The organism is Pseudoalteromonas sp. 20-92, assembly GCF_030847595.1.
GTDB lineage: Bacteria > Pseudomonadota > Gammaproteobacteria > Enterobacterales > Alteromonadaceae > Pseudoalteromonas > Pseudoalteromonas fuliginea.
The window spans coordinates 44,270-70,609 of record NZ_JANJGQ010000012.1 but is presented as its reverse complement, the minus strand read 5'-3'; the positions used below and the strand labels follow the sequence as shown (position 1 = coordinate 70,609).

Annotated in this window: 15 protein-coding genes; 6 read left to right on the top strand and 9 right to left on the bottom strand. The window is 38.3% G+C overall.

Annotated features, from left to right (window positions below; genetic code table 11):
• Window positions 1-8: 8 nt before the first annotated feature.
• The 3 genes from NRL14_RS12010 to NRL14_RS12000 all read right to left on the bottom strand — a co-directional run bounded on the left by NRL14_RS12010 (window position 9) and on the right by NRL14_RS12000 (window position 3,950).
• On the bottom strand, window positions 9-1,847 hold the full coding sequence (locus NRL14_RS12010) for a DUF294 nucleotidyltransferase-like domain-containing protein (RefSeq protein ID WP_306724753.1): 1,839 nt from the start codon (window positions 1,845-1,847) through the stop codon (window positions 9-11).
• 104 nt (window positions 1,848-1,951) lie between these two features.
• A complete protein-coding gene (locus NRL14_RS12005) occupies window positions 1,952-3,676 on the bottom strand; it encodes a sodium:solute symporter family protein (protein ID WP_007377497.1) in 1,725 nt (574 codons plus the stop codon).
• A 10-nt stretch (window positions 3,677-3,686) separates the two neighbouring features.
• Window positions 3,687-3,950 carry a DUF4212 domain-containing protein gene (locus NRL14_RS12000; protein ID WP_007377498.1) on the bottom strand — a complete coding sequence of 88 codons (264 nt, stop codon included), beginning with the start codon at window positions 3,948-3,950 and terminating at the stop codon, window positions 3,687-3,689.
• Between the two features lie 414 nt (window positions 3,951-4,364).
• Here NRL14_RS12000 and NRL14_RS11995 point away from each other — a divergent pair, with 414 nt between their 5' ends.
• Complete coding sequence (locus NRL14_RS11995; protein WP_306724752.1) at window positions 4,365-7,805, top strand: PAS-domain containing protein; 3,441 nt, start codon at window positions 4,365-4,367, stop codon at window positions 7,803-7,805.
• Between the two features lie 104 nt (window positions 7,806-7,909).
• Here NRL14_RS11995 and NRL14_RS11990 read toward each other — a convergent pair whose 3' ends face one another.
• The 6 genes from NRL14_RS11990 to NRL14_RS11965 all read right to left on the bottom strand — a co-directional run bounded on the left by NRL14_RS11990 (window position 7,910) and on the right by NRL14_RS11965 (window position 18,593).
• On the bottom strand, window positions 7,910-10,558 hold the full coding sequence (locus NRL14_RS11990) for a DUF2339 domain-containing protein (protein WP_306724751.1): 2,649 nt from the start codon (window positions 10,556-10,558) through the stop codon (window positions 7,910-7,912).
• A 350-nt stretch (window positions 10,559-10,908) separates the two neighbouring features.
• Window positions 10,909-12,201, bottom strand: a complete 1,293-nt coding sequence (locus tag NRL14_RS11985) for a metallophosphoesterase (RefSeq protein WP_050482465.1) — start codon at window positions 12,199-12,201, stop codon at window positions 10,909-10,911.
• Window positions 12,202-12,257: 56 nt separating this feature from the next.
• Window positions 12,258-15,044, bottom strand: a complete 2,787-nt coding sequence (locus NRL14_RS11980; protein WP_149606446.1) for a TonB-dependent receptor — start codon at window positions 15,042-15,044, stop codon at window positions 12,258-12,260.
• A 397-nt stretch (window positions 15,045-15,441) separates the two neighbouring features.
• Entirely contained in the window at window positions 15,442-16,803 is a 1,362-nt protein-coding gene (locus NRL14_RS11975; RefSeq protein ID WP_306724750.1) for a hypothetical protein, read from the bottom strand.
• Between the two features lie 222 nt (window positions 16,804-17,025).
• A complete protein-coding gene (locus NRL14_RS11970; protein WP_306724749.1) occupies window positions 17,026-17,925 on the bottom strand; it encodes a GGDEF domain-containing protein in 900 nt (299 codons plus the stop codon).
• Window positions 17,926-18,008: 83 nt separating this feature from the next.
• The gene (locus NRL14_RS11965; RefSeq protein ID WP_306724748.1) at window positions 18,009-18,593 is read right to left on the bottom strand and encodes a YqaA family protein; all 585 of its coding nucleotides are present in this window, start codon (window positions 18,591-18,593) and stop codon (window positions 18,009-18,011) included.
• 670 nt (window positions 18,594-19,263) lie between these two features.
• Between NRL14_RS11965 and NRL14_RS11960 the strand changes: the two genes are divergently transcribed.
• From NRL14_RS11960 to NRL14_RS11940, 5 genes are all read left to right on the top strand, one after another.
• Window positions 19,264-20,055, top strand: a complete 792-nt coding sequence (locus NRL14_RS11960; RefSeq protein ID WP_306724747.1) for a DUF4198 domain-containing protein — start codon at window positions 19,264-19,266, stop codon at window positions 20,053-20,055.
• 12 nt (window positions 20,056-20,067) lie between these two features.
• Complete coding sequence (locus NRL14_RS11955; RefSeq protein WP_306724746.1) at window positions 20,068-21,003, top strand: hypothetical protein; 936 nt, start codon at window positions 20,068-20,070, stop codon at window positions 21,001-21,003.
• Between the two features lie 73 nt (window positions 21,004-21,076).
• A complete protein-coding gene (locus tag NRL14_RS11950) occupies window positions 21,077-22,570 on the top strand; it encodes a DUF2271 domain-containing protein (RefSeq protein ID WP_306724745.1) in 1,494 nt (497 codons plus the stop codon).
• Window positions 22,571-22,663: 93 nt separating this feature from the next.
• Window positions 22,664-24,916 (top strand): TonB-dependent hemoglobin/transferrin/lactoferrin family receptor, encoded by a 2,253-nt coding sequence (locus NRL14_RS11945; protein WP_007378237.1) that lies wholly within the window; start codon window positions 22,664-22,666, stop codon window positions 24,914-24,916.
• Window positions 24,917-25,084: 168 nt separating this feature from the next.
• Window positions 25,085-26,320: a TMEM143 family protein gene (locus NRL14_RS11940; protein ID WP_306724744.1), complete on the top strand. Its 1,236-nt coding sequence runs from the start codon at window positions 25,085-25,087 to the stop codon at window positions 26,318-26,320.
• Window positions 26,321-26,340: the final 20 nt, after the last annotated feature.

Sequence of the window (26,340 nt, the reverse complement as noted above, 5' to 3'; positions counted from 1 at the left end):
ATCCATCATTATAAACTGCCGCGAGCAAACTTAAACGCAGCAGCTTGCTGCGCTTGTTTAACAAGGTAAAACGCTTCTTTTAGTTGATGGCGCTCTAGTGAGTTTAATTTATTAGGATTAATACAATTACTTGGTAAACCTTCTTCGTTTATTTGTGTACTCAAACGAAGCTGCGTTAAAAACCGCCAGCAATCTTTTAGGTTGTATATATCTTCTTTGCTAAGCAATTTATGTTTGAGCAGTTCCTCTAGTCGCTCTTGGGTATTGGCGCGCTTAATACCCGCTTTTAAAGCGTATAACCGCACTATGTCATTTATAATTACGACACCGCGTTTTTTTAAATCTATGTATTTATTATTTTCATCGGTTTTTTCGGTTTTAAATTTATTAAATAAACCAATTGGCACGCTGTTACTACTTATGTCGGTTGCCATTGCAGCATAGAATAAGTCGTTACGCGATATACGAATTAGCTGCTCGCAAAAAGCGGTGTATAAAGCGTTTGAACCTTCAATAAAGCGCAGGTCAAAAAATATTTTACAATTAAGCATCGCATCTGGTGTGGGGCTTTTTATCCATTTAAAAAAGCGCTCGCTCCAGTCGTTTACGCTCATTCGGCACTCATCGCTGCTTGCCATAATATTACCAGGGCAACGCCTAATGCCGCATTCAACTAAGTTCTCACATACAAATTTCCCCATGCTTTTAAAGTAAGCTTGCTGATCAGTGCTTAAGTCGTTAGGAAGTAATAAGCCGTTATCTTGATCTGAGTGCAGAGTTTGCTCTTCGCGTGCTTGCGAGCCAAAGCAAATAAAACTAAAGCTGGTTGGCGCTGCGCCATGCTCTTCTTGAAATAAGTGAATAAGTCGCGATGTAAGCGCATCGGTTAATCCACTTAGTAATTTACCAATTAGCGATATGTCGTCAATGTTGTACGAAAAACCACGCAATAACTCGGGGATTTCTTTTGCATAGCGTTTTAAGTCAGTAATAGTGTGCGCTTTATAAATGCGCCCAATAAGCTGCACGGGGTCACTTTTTTGTTGGCGTAATAAGTCGGTGCTGGTTATCATTCCTATCGGTTTATGGTTTTCATCAAGAACCGGTAAGTGATGAATATTATGCTTAAGCATTAAGTGCAGCGCTGAAAACACTCGATTATTTTCAAATATAAACTTGGGCTTAGCGGTCATAATGCTGCTTACAGCATCTTGAGGGTTTACCTCGTCGGCGAGTACGCGGTTACGTAAATCACGATCGGTAACCACGCCAACTAAATGTGCATGCTGCGTTATCATTATTGACGACACACCATGCTGTTTCATCTTTTTAGCGCTTTGCCTAATGCTTGCATCAGGCGCAAGCGTAATCGCTGTACGTGCCATCAGCTCTGATATTTTACGCTCAGACCAGCTATCGTTTTTACTTTTATAATGCGATGACAACAACCGGTTAGCATGAGCGCGTACAAAGTATTGCTCAAACGATTTATATTCTCTGCGTAAAAAATCAAAATGCGTTTGAGAGAGCATATACACTATGCCCTCTTTTTGTACCGCTAAACGGTTTTGAATCGCTTCCCCCGTTAGTAACGACGGGAAGCCAAAGTAATCACCTTGTGCTAAACGCGTAACAACGTCGCCTTTAGCATCAACTAAATCATACAAACCAGAGCGAATTAAAAATAGTTTAGGGTTTTCACTTTGCAACCACTGAGTTTGATTTTCGCGGGTGAGGTAAATAATGTCGAGATGATTTACAAAATACTCGTATGCACTGCTATCAAGTAGGCTAAATGGTGCTTGCATGCAAACATATTGGGCTATTTCTTGTTGTTCTACGCTCATCGTTGTGCTCATTAAAAAGTATACACAACACCAATGTACTCATTTTTTATACAAATAAAAAGCCCGACTTAAGTCGGGCTTTTTACGCTTTATTTTAAGTAACCTTAGTGATCGTGCGCTTCTGCTGATCCTTTAGGATTACGAATACCTTCTACCATTTCTTGAATTTCAACAGGTGTTGGTTGAGTAAATTTAAGAACAATTGCAGCAACTGCAAAGTTAATAATCATACCAATTAAGCCAATACCTTCAGGCGAAATACCTAAGAACCAATTTTCAGGGCTGTTTAGCTCTGGACTAACAAACTTGAAGAAGATGATATACGCAGCGGTAAAGCCTATACCCGTTACCATACCGGCAACAGCACCTTCGCGGTTCATTGTTTTAGAGAATATACCCATAATAATTGCAGGGAAGAAACTCGCAGCCGCCAAGCCAAAGGCAAATGCCACAACCGATGCCACAAATCCAGGCGGGTTAATACCAAAGTACGCGGAGATAACAATAGCAACCATGGCTGCCAACCTCGCTGCAAGTAGCTCTTGCTTGTCGGTAATATCGGGCTTGAGGGTTCGCTTGAGTAAATCGTGCGAAACGGAGGTCGAAATAACCAGTAGTAAACCTGCTGTTGTAGATAATGCGGCGGCAATACCACCTGCTGCTACAAGTGCAATAACCCATGCTGGTAAGTTAGCAATTTCTGGATTTGCTAATACCATAATGTCGCGATCTACATTGACTTCGTTAGCACTGTTCGGATCGGTAATTTTACCCGCCGTGTAGAACATTTTGCCATCGCCATTTTTATCATCAAACGTAATTAATCCCGTACGTTCCCAATTTTTAATCCATGCAGGTGCTTCTGCGTAAGCTGTACCGCTACCGTCTTTACCATTAATGGTATCAACCATGTTTACTCGAGCAAAAGCTGCAACCGCAGGTGCTGTAGTATAAACAATCGCGATGAACACAAGAGTCCATGCGGCAGAAATACGCGTGTCTTTTACGCGAGGTACAGTGAAAAAGCGTACAATTACATGTGGTAAACCAGCAGTACCTACCATTAAAGCACCAGTAATAGCGAACACGTCAATCATGCTCTTAGAGCCTTCGGTATATTGCGCAAAACCAAGTTCAGCGCTTAAGCCGTCTAGTTTATCAAGTACGTACACGCCGTCGCTGCCAATTAATGTGGCACCAAAACCGGTTTGTGGGAAAAAGTGACCCGTCATCATCATTGAGATGAAAATGGCTGGTACAAGGTAGGCAAATACAAGTACACAATATTGCGCTACCTGTGTATAGGTAATGCCTTTCATGCCGCCAAGTACCGCATAAAAGAATACAATCACCATACCGATGTAAACACCAGTTTCAATTTCTACTTCTAAAAAGCGTGAAAATACGACGCCTACGCCGCGCATTTGCCCTGCAATATAAGTAAAACAAATGAATATGGCACATACAATTGCCACTAAACGTGCGGTGCGTGAATAGTAACGGTCGCCAATAAAGTCAGGTACAGTAAACTTGCCGAATTTACGTAAGTAAGGCGCTAAACACATAGCTAATAGTACATAACCACCTGTCCACCCCATTAAGTAAACGCTGCCATCGTAACCTGCAAACGAAATAATACCCGCCATTGAAATAAACGACGCGGCGCTCATCCAATCAGCTGCTGTTGCCATACCATTAGCAAGAGGAGGTACGCCGCCGCCCGCGACATAAAATTCTTTAGTTGAACCCGCTCGGGCCCAAATTGCTATGCCGATATAAAGCGCAAAGCTTAAACCAACAATTAAAAACGTGAGTGTTTGAACATCCATTGCTTAGCTCCTATTCGTCTACGCCATATTTTTTATCTAACGTATTCATTTTGAAAACGTACACAAAAATCAAAGCAACAAAGGTATAAATCGCGCCTTGCTGGGCGAACCAGAAGCCAAGTTTAAACCCAAAAAAACGTACTTCATTAAGTACATCTACCAATAATATGCCAAAGCCAAAAGACACAATAAACCACACTGCTAATAGTTTAAATAACAGTGAAATATTTTCTGCCCAATAAGCTTTTGCTTGTTCTTCATCTTTAAAAGCCATTTTTATTTTCCCCTTTAAGCACCGCAATATCGCGATGAGTGGTTTTTTATCTTCACTTACCAATTTAGCAATGCTGTCTCAAGATTGAATTGCGACCATAGTCGTAACAGCTTATTAACGTTTACGTAAACTGTATAAAAACAACTAAACCTAAATAGCTCTTTTTGTTATTTTTCAGCCTGTTAAGGTTTTTAAGTTGAGTTTTAGGGTTATAAAGAAGCTAAGTACTAAATTAATGCGACATTAGTCTAATGCTATAAGTTATTTTATTTTTATCTTTAATATTCAAGAAGATAAAAACAAAACTAAAATTATGATTTAAATTCAACCCTCACACTTAACCTGAGTTCTGGTATTGTGTTAATCCCTCATAGGGTTGGGGGGCTATTTTAAATAATAAGGTTTAATAACAACATGACTGCCGTACTCATTATTGTTGCTTTAGGATATATAGGTGTGCTGTTTTGGCTGGCTAACTGGGGTGATAAAACGACGCCTTTAGCAAAACGCATTAGCCACCACCCTTTTGTTTACTCATTTTCATTAGGTATTTATTGTACTTCATGGACCTACTATGGGTCAGTAGGAACTGCGGCGACTAGTAGCTGGAGCTACTTACCTATTTTGCTTGGTCCTGCATTGTTGTTTTTTTTCGGACAAGGCTTTTTACGTAAATTAGTGTTGGTGAGTAAAAAACAAAACATAACCACTATTGCCGATTTCATCTCTGCTCGTTACGGTAAGCGCCAAACTACTGCAATTATGGTAACAGTTATCGCGTTACTGGCGACTATTCCTTATATCGCACTACAACTAAAAGCACTCAGTACCAGCTTTTTACTTTTGCAAAACAGTAATAAAATATCCGGCGATATGCTCGCGCTTTCTGCCACATTAATTATGGCTTTATTTGCTATATTTTTTGGTACGCGCAAAGTCGATGTGACCGAATATCGCTCAGGCTTAATGCTTGCTGTTGCCTTTGAATCAATGATTAAACTTATTGCACTTATGGCTGTGGCAGGACTTGCCATATTCACACTATTTAATTTGCCCGAATCAACCTCAAGTAAAATCACCGAATCAATTTGGGATCACTGGAGCGATTTTAACTTTTTCAGTTTTAACTTTATTGGCCAGTCGTTAATGGCTGCAGCTGCCATTATATGCTTACCACGCCAATTTCATGTCACCGTTGTAGACAACCAAAATAAACGTCATTTATTTACTGCTCGCTGGGCTTTTCCTCTGTATTTGTTATTGACTGCTGCGATGATTTTACCCATTGCAACTGCCGCTATCCATCCTGAAATCGGCAGTGGTTATTCCCCCGACAGCTTTGTACTTGCCCTACCGTTAATTAACGACAATGCATTTTTAACCACTTTTGTATTTATAGGCGGGTTGTCTGCCGCCACCGCTATGATAGTGGTCGCAACACTTACATTAAGTACTATGATCTCAAATGATGTTGTATTGCCATTAATATTACGCCGTAAATTTAAACGTAACTTAATTACCACCAGCTACAAATCGCAAATTTTATTGGTAAGACGTTTTACCATTGCCGGTATTCTAATCTTGGCTTATTTTTATCAACAATGGTTTGGCCACAGCAGTGCATTGGCGAGTATGGGGCTAGTGGCATTTTCACTCGTTACGCAATTATTGCCCGCTATTGTTGGCGGTTTATACTGGCGAAAAGGTCATGCTTACGGTGTTTATGCTGGTTTAATAGCTGGCATTATTTGTTGGGTGCTATTTTTAATGCTACCTATTTTAGATGCAGGCAACACCTTAAATAGTGAATTACAACAAACACTCATAACACGCGGGACGCTCATTGCCTTATTTGCCAATATTGGTTGTTATATTAGCTTTTCATTAGGCGCAGAAGAGCGTCTAATCGATAAAATTCAAGCAGCTGCATTTGTTAACCCAAAAGATCAGGCTATTTTAGCAAGGCGTTTAAATAAAGATGTAAAAGCCACGGTTTACGATTTTAAAATACTACTGCAAACTTTTTTAGGTATTCAGCGTAGCCAACAAGTCCTCGCGCATTACGCATTGGCACATCATTTAAGTGACAACAACGCTCACCCTGAACCTGAATTTATTGCTTATTGTGAGCGTGCTCTTACGGGTGTGTTGGGCGCCTCATCGGCACAAGCATTAATACATACGGTATCGTCGGGTAAGCGCATGGCGTTTGAAGAGGTTGTAAACTTTTTTGACGAAACGACACAAGCACTGCAGTTTAATCAAAATTTATTGTTTACCTCGCTCGAAAATTTAAGTCATGGTATTTCAGTAGTCGATAAAGACTTAAAACTTGTTGCATGGAACAAACGCTATGGTGAAATGTTTGGCTACCCAGAGGGCTTTTTAGAAGTAGGCCAACATATTGAAGATATTATTAGGTACAACGCCAACCGTGGTGAATGTGGCCCAGGCGAAATAGAACGCCAAGTAGAAAAACGCGTACAACATTTAAAAAATGGCAGTTCCCATCATTTTATTCGCCACCGCCGTAACGGCCAAGTATTTGAGATGATTGGTAACCCATTACCTGATGGCGGTTTTGTTACTAGCTTTTCGGATATTACAAATCATATAAGCACACAAAATGCGCTTGAAGAAGTAAACATGGATCTTGAAAATCGCATAGAAGCACGTACCCAAGAAGTACAAACAATTAATAAAGACTTACAAGCACAAATAGACAGTCGCGTACAAACAGAGCAAGCACTTACTTTAGCCAAGCGTGAAGCAGAGCAAGCTAACGACAGTAAAACACGATTTTTAGCGTTGGCAAGCCACGATATTTTACAGCCGCTTAATGCAGCGCGTTTATACCTTGCTGCTATTGACGAAAAGCAACTCGATAGTACCAACCAAAATAACTTTGATAAATTGGGCGACAGCCTCGACTCAACCGTGCATTTAATGTCAGCTTTGCTCGAAATAGCCAAACTAGAACAAGGCGCAATGACCCCAACGCCACGCCATTTTTGCATTGATGAAATTTTAGCGCCATTACAGAGCGAATACGCAATATTATCTAGCGATAAAGGGCTTAAACTAACTGTGCGTTCAAATCAACAAATCGTACACAGCGACATAACCTATTTACGCCGAATTATTCAAAACTTAGTATCTAATGCCGTTAAGTACACTGACAAAGGCCGTGTATTAATTGCCTGTAGAAACCGTAAACACAACCTACTGATAGAAGTATGGGACACCGGCCCAGGTATTAGCGAAGTTGAGCAAGCCAAAATATTTAACGACTTTTACCGTGTTGAATCGGGTGATAACAAAGGCGTTGGCTTAGGCCTTGGCGTAGTGAAGCGAATGGCTGACTTACTTAGCTTGCCGTTGCATGTACGTTCAGAGCCCAATAAAGGCAGTCGCTTTAGTGTTGAAGTACCTTATGGCGATAAGCAGTTCGTACAGCAAAAAAACACTGCAAACAGCTTAATAGAAAACCGCGCAGCAATTAATATAATTGCCGTAGACGACGACCCCGAAAATTTAGCCGCCATGGCAAGCTTACTTAAAAAGTGGCAAGCTAATTACACATTATTTGATAACGTAGATAGTGTACTCACTTATGCTAAACAAAATGGCGCACCCGATGTTATTTTAATGGATTATCAACTAGGCAGTGACTGCGATGGGATAACACTAATTAAAACCCTGCGCGAAATTTGGCAAAGCCAAGTACCTGCTATTTTAATTACCGCTGTACGCGACACAGAGCTTAAACAAGAAACCAAAGCCGCTAATATTCATTATTTAAGTAAGCCAATTAAACCGGGCAAACTAAAAGCACTGCTTAATCACAGTACATAATAAGCGAGTAACAAGTGTTCTAGTTAAAAGCTATCTAGTAATCGAGTAAAACAAAAAGCCCAGTATCTTCACTGGGCTTTTTGTTTTATAAAGTGTTCATAAAGTTAAACTGAATTTACTCGGCTTCTGAGCTTTTGGAACAACCAACTTAGCCCCACTAACGAAAGCCCCAATCCAATAAACGAAAGCGCTTTAAGTAAGCCCTCCAAGTTAGCCATGTCAATTAAAAACACCTTAACAATAACGGCAGCTAGTAAGCCTAGGCCTACTTTTTGTATTAATAATTGATTTTTAAGATGGCCAAAAATAACAGTACCCGCACCCAATACTAACCAAATAACAGAGTAGCTATAAAGCTCTGCATTACTTGCGCCTTTTGATAAGTAAATGTAAGGACCTTGCCAGTATTGGCGAATAAAGCTGTTTATTGCCAATAATATAAATCCACCCGCAACGGCCAATATAAATGGCGTAGCTTTAGCATTTATTGGTTTTACAAGCTTGGCTAGCCAAAGCGTTAATCCTGCAGGTACTAACCACAATAGTAATAACCAGTTAAGTATTGGCAGCTCACCTATGTAAAGTGATTCAAATAATGGGTTGTCGTCAAGCAGTGTTTTAATAGCAAAAAGCCCTGCTAACCCTGCAAGCGCAAAACCCGCCACTTGGTATAACTTAGCTAAAGTACCAGCAAGTTTTGCCCTGTGTAAGTACACGCCCCCTAATGCCAGCCAGTTACAGGTAAGGAGTATTTGTTCGTAAAAGTTAAGTGAATCAAATTGCGGATAATGCCCTACTAACTGATAACTTGTTTCGGTGGTAATAAAAAGCGCTAAACAATGAAGCGCCGCACCTTCTAACCATACTTTTAATTGAGATACTTTAAAGCACCTAGCAGCGGCAAAAAATAACGCAATACATAACGGATAAACCACAATACTCCAATGCAAACCAAATACTGTTAGCGCATCGTAGCTTGGCGTCCAAGGTGAAAGCGTAAGGCGCAGTAATAACGCAGCAACCAAGGCTTTTATAGGCCAATGCGGCATAGGCACGCTATAGCGTTTAATAAGTACGCTTATAAGTAATACTTGTACAGCAAGAGCAATGGTTAGGCCGCTGTCACTTATTAGCATGGTAATTGCTAACGTAATATTGGCATTAGCGCCTACCCAATAAGTAAAACGCTGAAATAGCGTTGTATTATGTTGCGCGAGCTTTATTAAAATAGCCGCCACTACAAACAATACAACGGCCCAAAATGGATATGCAGTACTTAACGCAGAATTAGGAATAAGCGTATATAGAGTCGCTATCATTACAAATACACTAAATGCCCCCGTAATATGAAACGCTAAACGCTTAATCTGTTTTTTACCGTAATAAAGCCCAAAAGCGGTAAGTAACAATCCGAGTAATAAACCCAAACCGTATTCATTTTTGAATATAAAGAGAGCGTCATCAAATAGATTTGGCGAAAGATGCGTGCGCTGAGCGCCTATCACTAATAGCGTTGATATAACTAACGCTACACCCTGCCAAATATCCCAACGGCTATTTTTAAGGACTAAAAATAGCATTAATACAATACTTAACACGCCGATTGCTTGCCACTGCATATCAAAGTGACTTATTAGCATGGTAAATATTAAGGGCGCTATAAAGGCGAGTAATAATGCATGATCTGGAAGCACTTTAATTAAGCGTTTTAAACTGTGCGGGCGATGTTCAATAACATTCAGTTTTAGACCTAAGCGCGGTATAGCAATTAACCCAATAATACTAAGTAAAGCAAATGCCCCCATTAACCAAACGGTATTAATTTTAAGTAATGTAAAACCAACTAAATACCAACCAATATGCCCTGCCCATAATAAATACCACAACCAAGCTCGCTGTACTTTATGTGCAACTAACGCGGCCGACAAACTTACAAAGCCAACATACATAAATAATGCAAACAAGTTACCACTGCCAGTGCTAACCCATATTGGTACACTATAAGCGCCAATAATACCTAATACCGCTAATAATGGGCCTAACCTAAGCGCCATAGCACTTGCGCTAATTGCAATAACTGCCAGTGTAAAAAATGCCACGGTAGGGCTAAGCATATCGTAGCTACTGTAGGCTAAAAGCGTTAAAGCAAAACAGGTAATAAACCCGCCGCTTGCAAGCGCTGCGGGTATGTAATTATTAAAGCCTTCAAATACAATGCGTTTATGGTGTAAATAAGCCGCAGCTGCAATTAAGCTAAGTCCAAATAAGCCACCTAAACTCAGCCTCATTACAGGCGATAGTAATCCCGCTTCTAGGCTGTATTTAGCTAAAAATATGCCACCAAAAGCAAGTGCTATTGCGCCAATCCAGGTCATCCAATTCTCTTCAAACCCTGTACGTAGTTTATTAAGTAATAATTCGATAGGAGGTGGTGTTTTGCGTTTTGTTTTAGCTGTGCTGTTAATACTGGATTTAACCGCTATTTGGGATTCAGTGGCTAGATTTGTGTATACGGGTTCTGGTTTATATACTTTGGCTGAAGCAATCACAGGCTGGTTATGTGCAATATTTGCATCGACACATTGAGTTTGTTTTTGCACTACGGCATTTGATTGTAACTCATTCACTTTTGCTTTTAAAAAAGTAATATCTTGCTTCAAACTCTTTAATTGTATAAGCGCAATTAATCCACAAATAGCGCCCCCCACAACTACCAATATAAGTATTACTGCTAAACCTATTAAATCATCCATGGCACACTCTGTAGTTATTCATTTACAGCGGCTATAGTACCTATTTTTTTATATTATCTACATTAATAATATTTTTTACGCTATTACTTAGCCTGAACTCGGGTTAAGAGGTTTACTAACGTATTGAATTATGGTGATATTTAAATTTATTTTCTCTAGCCAGAGATTTTCAGTGAGAACAAGGCGAATTTACGCGTCAATAGCTGGCCTATTGCAAGTAAATTCAACGCAGTTAGCGCTAAAAATAGCTGCTCATGATAGATTTATTATCCAGAGTTCAGCTTAATTAGCATCAATAAATAATACAAAAGCCAAGCACAGCTTGGCTTTTGTTGTGTTAAGCTTTTATATTATTGTGTGCGTTTTTTAAACCTAAATTGCCCCTCATCTATCAACCCACCACTTAAGTTTCGCGGCGTTGTATAAAAACTAACTTTAAGTTGATCTTGTTGATTATCAATATTTATGTGACTAAAGCCCCAAACAAAGCTCTTTGACCACACTAAATCATACTCCGGATATTTTTGGGCTTGAAACTGTGCAAATGGGGAATGTTTGCCACGCATTTTTGAAGCTGCACCAGATATTATAAGCGGTAATTTGCCATGACTACTGCCGCTATCAAACTCAGAGCAATCATCAGTTAACAGTTCTAAATCGTGTTCATGACCCGCAATATAGCCATCAGCATATTTACATAGTGTTGGCATTAGTAAACGCCGTAACACATGTCCTTCTGTGTATTTTGTACCACCAATTGACCATAAAATATGATGCCCATACACTAACTTCCACTTAGCCGTTGAGTTAGCAATTTCTTTTTTTAACCATGCTAGTTGCTTAATATCTTCGCCATTTTTCGGTCCTTCGTGCTTATCATGAACTTCAAGCTTGGCTGCACCACTTTTAATTGCTTGTTGTTCATTACCTTCACTGCCATCAGGGTTAAGCGGCACTTTATAGTATGTTTGCCCCGCCAACAGCATATTTGTATCTAAAACGAAAAATTCTACGTCGTTACCTGGCGTCCCTTTTTTATAACTGTAGTACCCTTGTTCACCCATAAAAAAATTAGGTTGTTGCGCCATCCACTCAGTTTGTAATGCCACCCCTTTTCGAGAGCTGCGCCAGTCATGGTTACCTAAAGCAGAATATACAATCAAAGATGGATCAGCATCGAACAAAGGTTTCAAAGGGGCATAAATTAAATCATGTAAACGTTTTTGATCATCTTTACCATCATTAGCATCTGCGCCATCGGGGTAAACATTATCGCCTAATTGAATAGCAAACTGACACTCTTTGCTTTCACATAATTTAGCCATAGCTAGGCCAACCGCTTGTGCACCACCTTGTTCGGTTGCTATATCTGTCCCCGGATACACATAAATAGGAGCATGATCAAACTCTTTACGTGGTCGATAATCTTCAAGCCAATCTTGTAATTCTTTGGCTATAAATTCAGTTTTGTTTTTGGGGTTTTTAATCTGTTTCTTTTTGGGGTAGTCAACGTGATAGCCGCCATCCCCAAAAGCGATAAAATTTATATTTTTACTAGGTGTTTTTTCAGCCTGCGCACTGCACGCACTAAGTAACATACAACAAGCAAATGCAAGTGGTGAAAGAAGTAATTTGTTCATCATTTTATATTCCACAAAAAGGCCTACTTATATCAAGTAGGCCTTTTTCGTTGTGTAAATTAAAGAGAGTTAATAGTAAACCCTAGCTCATAAGTACGACCGTATGATTCATATTGGTAGTTGTATTTACGCTCACCATGATAAAGATACAAAGGCTCATCGGTTAAGTTTTTCGCATTAAAGTAAACATTAACAGAATCATTTATAAAGTACTTACCGCTGAAATCTAATTGCGTGTGACTATCTTCATATACATTCATGTCAGCATCTTCAAATTGGAAGCTTTCACTCTTATAAGATGCGCTCAAACGAGTGCTAATTACATTGTTTTCATAACCAACAATAAAGTTACCTATTTTATCTGCTTGATTTGGTAAGTCATCGTCAGCATTAATAAATGTGCCATTTGCACTAATTAAAAAACCAGAATCAAACGTTTTACTCCAGTTAAGTTCAAGCCCTGTTAGTGATGCAGAGCCACCATTAACCATTTGCACAACTTCTTGGTAACCATTCCATTGGCCGTTATCTTGTACTTCTTGCTGAACAATATAGTTGTCGATATCTTTGTAGAACAGCCCCGCTGAAAGTACCCCAATACTGCCTGGGTAGTATTCAATAGAGGCATCGAGATTCATTGATTCATAAGGGTCTAAATCGGGGTTCCCTACTTCAGCTTTACGCTCAACGGAAATTACGCCGTCATCTTCACTGCTTTCAGATTCAATTAACTGAAACGCCGCAGAATCTTTAAATGAAGGGCGTGCAATTGTATTTGTATAGGCAAAACGAGAGACTAATTTATCACTGTGCTCATAGCGCATATTTAAACTAGGTAAAAAATGATCATAATCTTTTGTGGCTTCCCAAGGTGTGCTTGTAACTACTTCCGTATCGTTTACATCATCAGTTAATAGCGCGACCTGATTACCTTCAGTATCAAATTGAGTTCCTTCATAACGAAGGCCTGCGACAATTTGTAACTTATCAATATCTAACGTTACCATTGCATAAGCTGCAACAATATCTTCATTACTGGTATAACTTGCACCATCGGACTCAACTTGTGAGTCGTTTTCGTTCAGTTCAAATGCACCACGATTATTATTCACAAATTGACGGATAGCTGAACGATTTAGACCAGGACCAAATTCTCCTAAATCATAGTCGGGGGCAGACGCAGCGAAGTCACTCGCGAGTGCTCCTTGTAAGTCATCCTTATAAATCCAAACATTTACATCGTTACGTTTTTCACGGCTTTGATATTTAGCGCCAAACTTGAATTCACCATTGTTATTATTCCAAACAAAATCACGACTAAAATCAACCTTAAAGGTCATTGCTTCATCTTCACTAAGATTGTCGTTAGCCTCGACTTTATCTAAAACAAAATTGCTCATGTCGTTAGCATTAGATGATTGAGATAAGCTTGGTATTTCACTTTGTGCAATATAACCCAAATCAAGCCCTTCACCCGCAAAGCTTACATCTAAGCGATCTGGCTCTTTTTCGTCTGACTTTGAGTAACCGACGCTGTATTCAACAAACCAATTGTTTAATTGATGCTCGCCACCTGCGACCAATGACAAAATGCTTTGTTCTTCATAACGATCTTTCGTATCTCGGTCCATTTCAGCGTCAGAAAAAGAAGCGCTGTTATTATCATGTGTATTAACTTGGCCATCGCTAAACTTAAACTCTTTACGCTGGCGGTATTCATCATCCGAGAAATCACTGTAAAGTGTGCGTAAATAGTATCGATTTGCTACACCACTGTGTAAATCAAAGTTAAGCGCAGCACCTAAACGCTCACGTGTAATTTGATATTGGCGTTGCTCAATCTCTTCTGCTCCAAAGATTTTTATATCTTCACCCGTAGCGTCATCTTCAACTTTAAATTCGCTCCAGCCACCATCAGTTTCAACATTACGAGAACCAAAGTCACGTTTAAACCATGAAATAGCAGTCGCTACCCCTAAATCCAAACCGTTATTGAGTTCATAAACATCTGTAAAACTTGCCGAAAGTTTAGGGCTAGTGTCCGACTCAAGTTCATTATATGAACCTTGTGCGGTGAAGCTATAACTCTGCCCTGATTTATCAAAAGCACTTAAACTTTTAACTTCAATTGAGCCACCAATCGCACTTGCATCCATGTCGGGTGTGACCGTTTTACTTACTTCTAAACTTTGAATTAATTCACTTGGAATAACATCCATTGCCACACTGCGAACCCCTGCCTCGGGAGAAGGTACATTAAGGCCATTCACGGTCACATTATTTAAATTAGGATCGATACCACGAATACCAACAAAACGTCCTTCACCTTGGTCTCGCGCTATAAAAACCCCCGGCAAGCGCTGTAAAGCTTCCGCTGCATTTTGATCTGGGAGCTGACCAATTGAATCAGCACTTACCACTGACTTTAGGTTACTGGCATTTTTTTGTCTGTTAATCGCGCCAGCTTGCCCTGCACTTTGACCATAAACAATAATATTATCAATCGCATCCTCTTGCTCACCTATTATTATTTGTTGCGTGAACACGTTTTCATCAACAATTTTTATTTTTTTCTCTACCGAGGATGCACCAATATAATCAACCATTAAGGTGTAATCCCCTGCTGGTAAATTATTAAATGAGAAAGTACCATCACGCCCGCTGACTGTTTTTAGGTTTAGTTCTTTTACAGTAATTTTTGCACCACCAAAGTAAACACTTTGACTTGAATCGGTAATGCGTCCTTTAACGGCGCCATCAGCTAAAACTGGGGTTGTATATAAAATGCCACAACATGCTAATGCGAGACTCGACTTAATAAAAGGTGATGATTTAAAAGGGTTCATAATGTTTCTCTTAATTGCTGCTTATGATTAATAGGCCATACTGGCTCGACACGGACATCCTAATTACAGAAGATGAATTAAATATGTCAGTGTTTTTTATCCCCTATTTAAACCATGTGTTTATGTTGTTTTTTTTTACAAAAAACGACAACGTGAGCTAATTTGACTCCCCTTAATTTACCTATAATTACGGTTTGATAATAAAAACTACAAACAAAATAGAGCTAAAATAATAAACGATTAAATATGTTGAGCTGTTCAGACTCTAACTTAACTAAGACATCTGTTTACGACTAAAATACAACCTGTCTCCATCAACAAACAAACCTGTTATTTTTAATCAAAAAAAAGCCCCAAGTAAAAAATACTCAGGGCATGTAACTATTTTTAAAACTAACTATTCAACACTATCGGTGATCGTACGTTCTAAGGTCATTTTATAACCTGAGCTCGTTGTTGTATCGTGCTCTAAGATAAGTATGTAGTTTCCTTCTTGCGTAAAGTCCATATCGCTTTGTTGGATAAGCACAATTTGCTGCCCGTTATCCTCAAATACTGCATAAACAGTGTAAATCTCGTTGTTTACGACTTGCTCTTCTTGATCGTATTTATCAAGCCCATCAACAACATTACTTGTGTCTTCTACTGTTTCACCGTTAAGTGTAAAGTACACGTCAACTTCAGAGACTGATTGACCTGCATAATTTTCAATTAAATTTACAACTGATACCGTATGACTATAACTGCTAGGTGTAAGGTTTTCTTCTACGCTCATCATACGAGGACCATTTTCTTCGTCGTTATAAAAAATCCCCACTGCACTTTGTTCACGCTCTAACGTCATTAAAAAGTTATCAGCAAGCTTGGTGCCTTCTTCGTCATACATAGCAACACTGTAGCTGTTAGGCGATAATTCAACATAGTTAGTATAAGTATCGTTGGCTACTGTATCTGTTGTTAACTCTGTAGTACCACGAGTAATTGAGAAGCTAACAGGTGAATAGCTATCCATTGTATTAATGAATCGTAATTGGCCTTGTGCATCTTGATGATTTAGCTCCGTGACATAGTTATTATCAGTCACTATATCAAGCGTAATACCGTTTTTTTCGGTTGCATAGCTTGGACGGATCATAGCAACGTAGCTTGCTTCGTCGTAGTAATAAACTGAAGGTGATTCAAAAATAACATCCGAACTACCTGCCGCTGTCACATAAATTGTATAATACCCTTCTTCAAGTGTTTGCAGATCGGGCTCAGTCAAATACTGCGCAGAGGCAAATAATGTTGCGCTTTCAAATACACCATCATCCGTAGCTATATAAATATCATAGTTATTATTTTCATTCGTGGTATTAAAAAAACCTAAGTTAAATTCATCAGTGTCACTAGAGATAGGCACGCTAAGCTCTGTGAATATAGGCTCAGCAAAATCGCCACTCATCACAATTAATTGCGTTTTATCACCTTTAATCGACACTTCTTGTTCACTAATGGTTATGTAACTGTCGTTGGCATCAAGGTACTCAAAACTTACATCATAAGTGTCAGTACTGTAGTTGTGACGAGTAGTTACATCAGCAAAGTCAGTACCCGAACGCTCTGTTTCATCAATAAATAGTCGAGTGTATGGGCTGTTATAAGAGCCATTGTATAATTGAATATAACCGGTATCACTTGAGCTATCATCGGAGCCACAACCGGCTAAGATAGAGATTAAACTAAGTGGTAAAGCAGCTTTAAACAGGGAGTTGGTCATTAGAGTTATTCCTTATTATTAAAATCCCTTTTATGACTCGAATACCCTATTTTAATTTCATAATTTACAAAGCATTACTCGCACTGACACTTCCTGACGTAAACGTTAAAAAGTGTATGAAAGTGTCTTTAATATTGATAATAGATTACAAAAGGGAAAGTTTGAGGGACAACCACAGCAAATGCTTAGCGTTTTAACGTCTGCGTTTAGAGGTTGAAAAGATCAGCTCACTACGTACCTATTACGGCCAGTTTCTTTTGCTTTATACAAAGCAAGATCAGCTCGCTTCATTACCTCATCAAACAACTCTCGTTCAATGCGTTGTGCAATACCTATGCTTACAGTTATAAAGCGGTCATTTTTCACATTAATTGTATGGGCGAGTTCTAAAATAGTTTGGGAAAAATCAGTCACATCATTAATATTACTTGGGGGGAAATAACCGGCAAACTCTTCACCACCAATTCGAGCAAAAACACTCGTGTCATCAAATAAAGCATTCACTTTATAGGCAAACTCTTTAAGTATTTTGTCTCCCATATCGTGACCGAAGTCATCATTTATAGATTTAAAATGATCTATATCAATTATTAAAAGAGTGTATGCGGGTGTCGTCACATTTTTCACATATCGATAAAAACAACGCCTGTTATGCACATTAGTCAAATCATCCATAATGAGCTCTTTAGCTAGCCGATTATGCATTTTTTGCATAAATAACATAGTTTTAAACAAGCCAAAAGCGGTTATTGTCATACCTATAGTTCGGCATAAATCTTCAACATACAAACTTACCCAGTAAGGTGGTATAACTACCTCATCAAGCACATCAGCCGTAATACCGACAATCCATAATAACAATCCAGTGCTTACGTAAAAATATGCTTTTTTAGCTAACTTTGAGCACTGTACAACCCAAAAAATAGCAACAATGACTATTAAATTAATAACATCCGTCGTAAAACCATAAATATTATTTTTAAAATCTAAAAAAGGAAAATTCATTAAAGAATAAGCAGAAAACACCAGAATATAGGAAAGAAGTATAAACATTAAAAGCTTATTCAGCTTAGTGAGATGGACAAAGCGACTTAACTTTATACTTACTATTTCGGGATTCATTATCGTCCAATTTTACGTTAGGCTATATGAGCAACACGTAAAATTATAACACACGTTCAAAATTCAGATACAAAGCCACTGCATTAAATGAGTGTACTTACCCCCCATGTCCCTAGTATTAAAACACTTAAACCAATCATAGCTTTAGTTTTATGTTTACTTATTATCCGTTCAGCTTGATTACCCGCGTAATACACAATAATAGCCAAACTAAAATAACGAATAGAACGTGCAATAGCACTGGCTAACAAAAATAACCAAATTGAATATTTAGTTGCCCCAGCAGCAAGCATCGCTATTTGAAAAGGGATTGGTACAATACCAAGCGTTATAACAAACCAAAAACCTTGTTCTTGCATTTGTTGCTGAACATCTTTAAATTGCTCAGGTGTTGAAAACGTATTAATGATCCAATCACCAACGGCGTCAAATAGGTAATAACCCAAAGCATAGCCAAACAGAGCTCCCACAACACATCCCAAAGTAGCCATAAATGCAATAAGCCAAAGTTTTTCACGTCGAGCTTGCATTAATGGCACTAAAACAGCCTCAAGTGGAATAGGGACTATAGTCGACTCTAAAAAAGACGCAACGGTAATACCACTTAACATATGCTTAGAATCTATAAATTGACGTGTTTTTTGTTTAAGTTTTTTTTGAATAGCCATTATAATTCCCTTCTATAATTTAAACTCTCAACAATATAAAGTAGAGGACTTTGCTTTTATTTATCAGTCACTTACACAACAAAATATAAAGTCTATTTCACCTAAAAAACCACTACTGTAAATTTAACCTACAGAGATAAACCCACCAAAATCGAATGCTAATAAAGTTAAATTAACCTGAGATCTGGTTAAGATATTTACCAACGTATTGAATTATAGTGATATGTAAATTTATATTCTCTAGCCAGAAATTTTCAGTAAAAACAAGACGAACTTACGCGTCAATAGCTGGCCTGTTGCAAGTAAATTCAACACAGTGAGCGCTGAAAATAGCTGCTTGAGATAGATTTATTATCCACAGTTCAGGTTAAATTAACCTCCCTACAATCCAAGTAACAATATAACTAACTTGCGAAGTATCATCGCATATTCAGCTTAATACAGGATGAAAATACATATTTATGAGCAAGTCGCTATTTACTACATATGTTTCGCCTTATAAGCAATAAACGTTACAAGCTAAGTCCAAGGTTTTTACTGAAAACATATTCATGTAAAAAACACACCAATTAAATAAAAATGATATTGCGAATTATTCGTATTTATATATAATATGGCGAAATTATTCCCGCTCAACTGTATTATTTGTTTACTTAATTAGGAATTTATTATGCGTTTAAAAAAACTATTAACAGGTGTGATGCTACTCACAGTCTGTGCAACAAGTTATGCCCACACTCCTTATTTAACGCCCTACTCTTTTGATGAATCAAGTCAAGATAACGTTACTTTAGACGCTGCTTTTGCAGAGAAATTCTTTGTTCCTGAGCTTGCGTTTAATAACAGTATTTTTACTGTAATTACTCCTAATGGTGAAACCATAAATCCTGATAATGTTGTGAAATTGCATTTACGTATGGTTGTAGAGCATCAGCTAAAAGAAGAAGGTACTTATCGCTTTAGCACAGGTAAACGCTTAGGCCGTGTGTTTAAAATGTATGAAATAAACGGTGAAAGAAAATCGCTAGAAAACCCAATGGATGCAATCCCTGAGGGAGGAAAGTTACTCGCCTTTTTCCAATCACTCACCTTAGCTGAAAGTTATGTAACCAAAGGTGCCCCAAGTGAAACAGCCCTAAAACCTTACGGTCAAGGCTTAGAGTTTGTTGCTAAAAGCCACCCTAATGAACTTTTTGTTGGTGAACGTTTATCAATGGTTAGCTTGTTTAATGGAAAACCACTGGCTGACTTAACTGTTGATGTTTTTCAGGCGAACGATCAATTTAGCAATGATAAATCTTCCATCTCATTAAAAAGTAACGATAAAGGCGAGTTTAGCTTTATGCCACAAAAACAAGGCGTATACCTTTTACGTGCACGTTATAAAAGTGATGCACCTAAAGGCTCTCCGGCCCCTCAAATCAGTAATACCTACACCCTTGTTGTTGAAGCGACAGAATAAACGAGAAATAAAATGAACAAAATAATAACGATTACTTTTACTACTGTTTTAGCACTACTAAGTACAGTCACAAATGCAGCATCGCATAGCAAGTCGATTTACATAAACCAATACGATACCAACAATGACGGCAATGTGCACTTAGCTGAATTTGACAATGCCCGACAGAATAACTTTAACAACACTGACGAAAATAAGGATGGCGCAGTAAGCGAAAACGAATATGTTTTTGAATACCAAGACCGCATGGATAAACAACTTACCCTTGATAGGTTAGTGCAAGTTAAACAAACCACAGTACGCTTCAAAGCACTCGATAAAAATGAAAATGCTAAAATGGAATGGCAAGAATACCAAGCATCTGGTGTACGAAGTTTTACAAAATATGATGTAAATAAAGACGGCACAATTAACGACCTAGATCCTGAGCCAAAAAGAAAAACAGAAAAGAAAACGGTTGAAAAAACTGAGCAGCAATTAGCACAAGAAAAACAAAACAAATTAAACAGAGCAAAACGCCTACTTCGTATGCCAACAACGCACGATCGAAAAGGTTTTTTTATTAAATACGACCTAAATCAAGATAACATTATTACCCAAAAAGAATTTAACCAACGCCGTCGACAAGACTTTAATCGTGCCGACGAAGATGCTAATAATTGGCTAACAGAGCAAGAGTATATTTTTGAATATGAAAACCGTTTAGATAAAAAGATAGCCAGTACACGCAAAGCTGCATTAAAACAAACACACATTCGTTTTAATGTTTTAGATAAAGATGAAGATGGTGCAATGACCTTTGCTGAATACCAGCTGTCAGGGCATCGTAGTTTTACACGTTGGGATACTGACAAAGACGGTATCGTCAACAACCTAGATCCAGCGCCTAAAAAAAATGAATATGTGAGCAACAATAAAACGGCAAAATCATCAAACACTAATTACTGAATATTAAACGCCTCCCTGCCAATAAATTTACAGGCAGGGAGAACAATATTGAATTAAGGAATGTTGATAAATCATGTTAAAAAAAATATTCGGTGCTGCTTTATTGCTTATTTTTAACACACAGCCAGTTCTTGCAATGGTAAATGCCCATTACGATAATGTATTAGGTACATCAATGGATATAAGCATTGCAGGTGTACCTCAACTGCAAGCCGAAAAAGCGATAGGTAGTACATTAAATGAAATAACACGCTTAGAAGGGATTCTTTCACCGTGGCAAAAAGAGAGTCAGATTAGCTTGCTAAACAAATTAGGAAGTAAACAAAACCTTCCTAGTGAATTAATTGAAATTGTTGAATTATGTGAAAAATGGCATGCCGCTTCGCATAAAAAATTCAGTTGCAAAATGGGAAAATTGAAAGAGCTTTGGTTAGCCGCTGAACGCACTGATAGCGTACCAGATAGGATTGCCGTACGTTATAAAGCTCGCGACATCCAACGCTCAACCATTAACATTGATGCTGTAAAAAGCAGTGTAATATTAGATGAAAAAATAGCACTTGATCCTGCGGGGTTAGCAAAAGGGTTTATTATTGACTTAGCTTATGCGCATTTGCATTCGTTATTGCCTGATGCAACGGGATTAAAATTAGATATTGGCGGTGATGCATATTATTGGGGAAAACCAAATAATAATGCTAAATGGCATGTTGCAATAGCCGATCCGACAAATCTAAACGATGCTCAATCAGCAGCGCCATATTATGTGAATTTATCAAATATGGCCATTGCATCAAGTAGTCACCATAATCGCTTTAGACAGATTCAAAGAAGAAAATTTAGTCATATTTTAGATCCACAAGATGGCTGGCCAATGGACTATGCGCCATCTGCAACGGTTATAGCTAAAGACGCCGTCACTGCAGATGCCATCGCAACGGCATTAAGCACTCAATCAATATCACAAGGAATAGATTGGGTTAATCAACTAGAAAATGTTGAAGCATTAATAGTATCGCCTCAAGGTTTAAAAGTGGCATCAGCTGGATGGCATACTTTTGTAGGCTCTGAAACTGAAGCCATTGATGAGCTTTCTGCTAACTCACTGCAAATAGAATATCAAATACCTAATTTACAAGTAGCTAAATATGAAAAACCTTATGTTGCTATTTGGATAAGCGATCGCCAAAACCGTAGTGTTCATAATTTACTATTACTGGGTGAAAGTAATCGATGGGCTAAAGAAAACAGTCGTTGGTGGCGACGTGTCGGTCGTAAAAATCCAGATTTATTAGATGGTATAGCTCGTCCAACTCGCCGACCAGGAGAATATAAAGTTCTTTGGAGTGGCCTAAATAATAATGGTGAATTTGATAGAAAAGCTAAATACTATCTAAATATAGAAGCGGCAAGAGAAGGTGGAGGCCACAACTATAAACGGATTGAATTTGAGTTTAGCCCTCATACTGAATCAGCCTCACTACCTAAAAAATTGGTCATTCCTGCTAAAGGTGAACTGGGAATTGTAAGCATAACTTATAAAACAACAAATAATAATCGCCTCTAACGCTTACTCATTTAAAGGTATTATTAAAAAATAAATACGTAAATCGCAATCATTTACCTTTGCATTTAAATTAACATTAAATTAGGGATCATCATGAAATATAAAAAATCCATTTTAACCAGTGCAATAACCATTGCACTTAGTGGGCAAGCTTTCGGACAGACCATACAAACACTAGAAAAAACGGTTGTTAAATCTCAAAGCATTGAGCGTGATGCGGTAGTAGAAGTACTTAGTAGTGAAGAATTAGCACTTCGCCAAGTTGATAACTTTGAAGATTTAGTAAAATTAGTACCTGGTGTATCTGTATCAAAAGGTGATGATCGCTGGGGTGCAAGTGGCTTTAATATTAGAGGATTAGATGAAGACCGAGTTGCTATTAATGTTGATGGTGTGCCACAGGGCGAAACACTAAAGTACGAAAGCGGACAAGCTTACGGATATTTTAAAGGTTCACGTAATGGTGTCGATATTGAAGCACTAAAATCAGTTGAAATTGTTAAAGGTGCTGATGCTATTTTATCGGGTAACGGTTCGCTTGCTGGTGCCGTTAATATGACAACGAAAGATCCTGACGATTTTCTTTCTTATCAAGGCGATGACTCAGGTTTTGCCATAAAAGCAGGCTACAGTGGTGAAAATAGCGAAACAATGACCTCACTCACTGCGGCTAATAGAACTGGTGCTCTAGAATCACTCATTATTTATACCTATCGCGATGGTAATGAATTTGAAAACTATGATATGAATGGCGCTGATATAGAAGGCTCTGCCAGAGAAATTCCTGACCCTCAAGATACTAAGTTAAATAGTGTACTAGCTAAGCTTATTTATGAAATTAGTCCTGACAATGAAATTGGATTTGTTGGTACTTATTACAAAACAAAAGTTATTACTGATACGCAATCATTTAATGGGGGTTGGTATTCAAACCGAGTAGGCAACGATATAAGTAAAACAACCCGAGTTGGTGTTTTTCATAAATACGAAGGTGAAACAGCTCTTTTTGATAAAATAACCACTGCATTAAATAAACAAAGTATCGACTTTGCGGCTAATACGAGCCAACACGCTAGATTTGGTTTTGGTGGTGGAATAACTACCGATGAAGACCGTGTTGATACACGTGCTTTTAATCAAGACCTATTCCAAGTAACAGTTGATCTAGAGAAGTCATTTAAGTTTGCGCAACAAAAACATAAATTAGTTTATGGTGCTGAAATATTAAATAAAGACTATGAAAACTCACAAGTACGAAAGTCTAACAGCATTTTAAACGACAAGGGTTGGGTAGAATCAAGCAGCCAAGCTTTGATCCCAAAATCAGAAGCCGACATTTATACTTTATACGCCTTAGATACGTTTAATCTTGGAAAAACAACTCAGGCGCGTCTTGGCGCACGATATGACCACTATACATATAATGCTAAAGCAGATGAAAACTATTCAGATGAATCAGGAACATTAGGAGAAATTTCGTTCTCTATGGCAACATGGACAGCTGGCATTGAACAAGCACTCAATGATTCATTTAGTATTGAAATGGGTGTATCAACTGGCTTCAGAGCACCTACCATTGAAGATATGTACACAACAAGTGGCACTCTCGATGATTGGAATGAAGTTCCCAATGCCGATCTAAAAGCGGAATACAGCACTAACTATGACGTTGCGTTAGTTGGTGAGTTTTCTAAAGGTAGTTTTCGTTTAGGTACTTTTTTCAGTAAGTATAAAGACTTTATTGATAGCGAAAAACGCCAAGGCATAAATACTAATACGGGTGAAACAGACCCAGATGGATTTTTTGTCAACTTTAATTCAGATACCGTTGAAATTAAAGGTATTGAGTTCTCGGCCGACCTTAACCTAAGCCGCACATTTGATTTAACACCCGGTTTAAAAACACGTGTACAAGCAGCTTATACAAGTGGTGAAAATAGCGAAGATACGCCTATCTACTCTATTCAGCCGTTCAATTTAACGTGGGGAATAAGCTACGACCAGCCTGAAGGTAATTGGGGCGTTCACACATATGCTTCTTACACTGCAGGTAAAGAAGATAAAGACTCCTTTACAATCGATGAAAATGGCGAAAAAACATACCCTCTTTATTCTAGTAATGCAGCAACAATTATTGACCTAACTGGGTATTACAATATTACTGAGTCTTTACGCTTGGTTGCAGGCGTATACAACGTAACAGATAAAGAATATTACCGTTGGGATAGTGTCCGCTTTGTTGACCAAGGTGATATGAGACCTGGGATCGGAGTGACTGATAACGGCATTAAACGCTACAGCGAAGCAGGCCGTAATTTAGGTGTAAATGTAAGTTATAAATTTTAAAGGTACACAAAATAATTAATATTTAGGCCGAGTTATGACTATAACTCGGCTTTTTTCCTTCTAGCCAAGATAAATAGTGCTTAAACAAAAAGCACGTTAGAAATAGCAGACAAATTAACTTACAATTAAAAGTAGTGAGTATTTTAATTGTAAGTAGTTATTAAATTTATGCAAAGTGCGCGTTTTATTCCCTTTAGAAAGCAAGATATTGTTGATATGTGCAGCGAAGAGCTTAGAAGCAGTACACAAAAAACATCGTTTAAACAATTTTGCGATTTACTAGCCAGCCTTATTCATTACGATTACCACGCAACACTTGAATCACTTAAAAATAACTACGCCCCGTTTGATCCTAATAGTGACACGCGATCATTAGCGCCAGTATCGGCGGTTCAAAAAGCGCAGTGCCAACGTGAATTTGCTAAAGATTTTGCCAAAGTACTCAATGCTGCTAATTTTGAAGTGATCACCAATGAAGACTTACAAGATGCATTAAACGAAGAGTCACTATTTAAGGTGCGCCTTGAAGTTGAATTTGACGACTTTGAAGAAGTGGTTTTTTATCGCCGTGGCGAATCGCAACTCACTGAAACCATTACCAGCTTTTGGGGCCTTCGTAAAAAGCCGCTGCACTTTACTAATTACGACCGTGTTGCCGTGTTTATTCGCTTTAAAGACAGCGCTTATTTTGAAGCTAAAAATAAAACGCCACTGGGATTTGAGCCAAGCTCAACCATAGTAAAGCTGTTTCAAAATGTGCCAAAGGCCGATCTCGAAATGCTATTTCCTAATAGCGAAGTACGCATGCGCCCTATTGATAAAGCAATTATTGGCTCATCGGCTTTAGTTGGCGGTGCAGTGGTACTTATAACTAAACTTGGCGCATCAATCGTATTATTGCTTGCTCTGTTTGCTTTTTGGGGTGGTTTTAGAAGTGAAGCTGTAGAAATGACCCAACAACACTTTATTACCTTTGCTATTGGCATGGGAGTATTTGGCAGCTTTATTTTTAAAGAATGGAGTAAGTTTAAAAACCGTAAAATTAAATTTATGAAAGCGCTTAGCGATAATCTCTACTTTAAAAACCTTGATAACAACGCGGGTGTTTTTCACACGCTTATTGACGCCGCAGAAGAAGAAGACATAAAAGAAGCGCTGCTTGCGTATACCTTTTTACTAAAATCAGAAAGCGGCTTAACCGCACAAACGCTTGATGAACAAATAGAGCATTGGTTTAAAAGTAAATACCAGTGCGATCTTGATTTTGAAATTAGCGACGCACTTGAAAAGCTGATACGTATGCGTTTGGTAACGTGCACTAGTGATGTGTATAGCGCAATCAATTTAGAACACGCAAAAACGATATTAGATGAGCGCTGGGATAATCTTTTTCAATATAATTAACCTGCAAAGTTTACTTAACA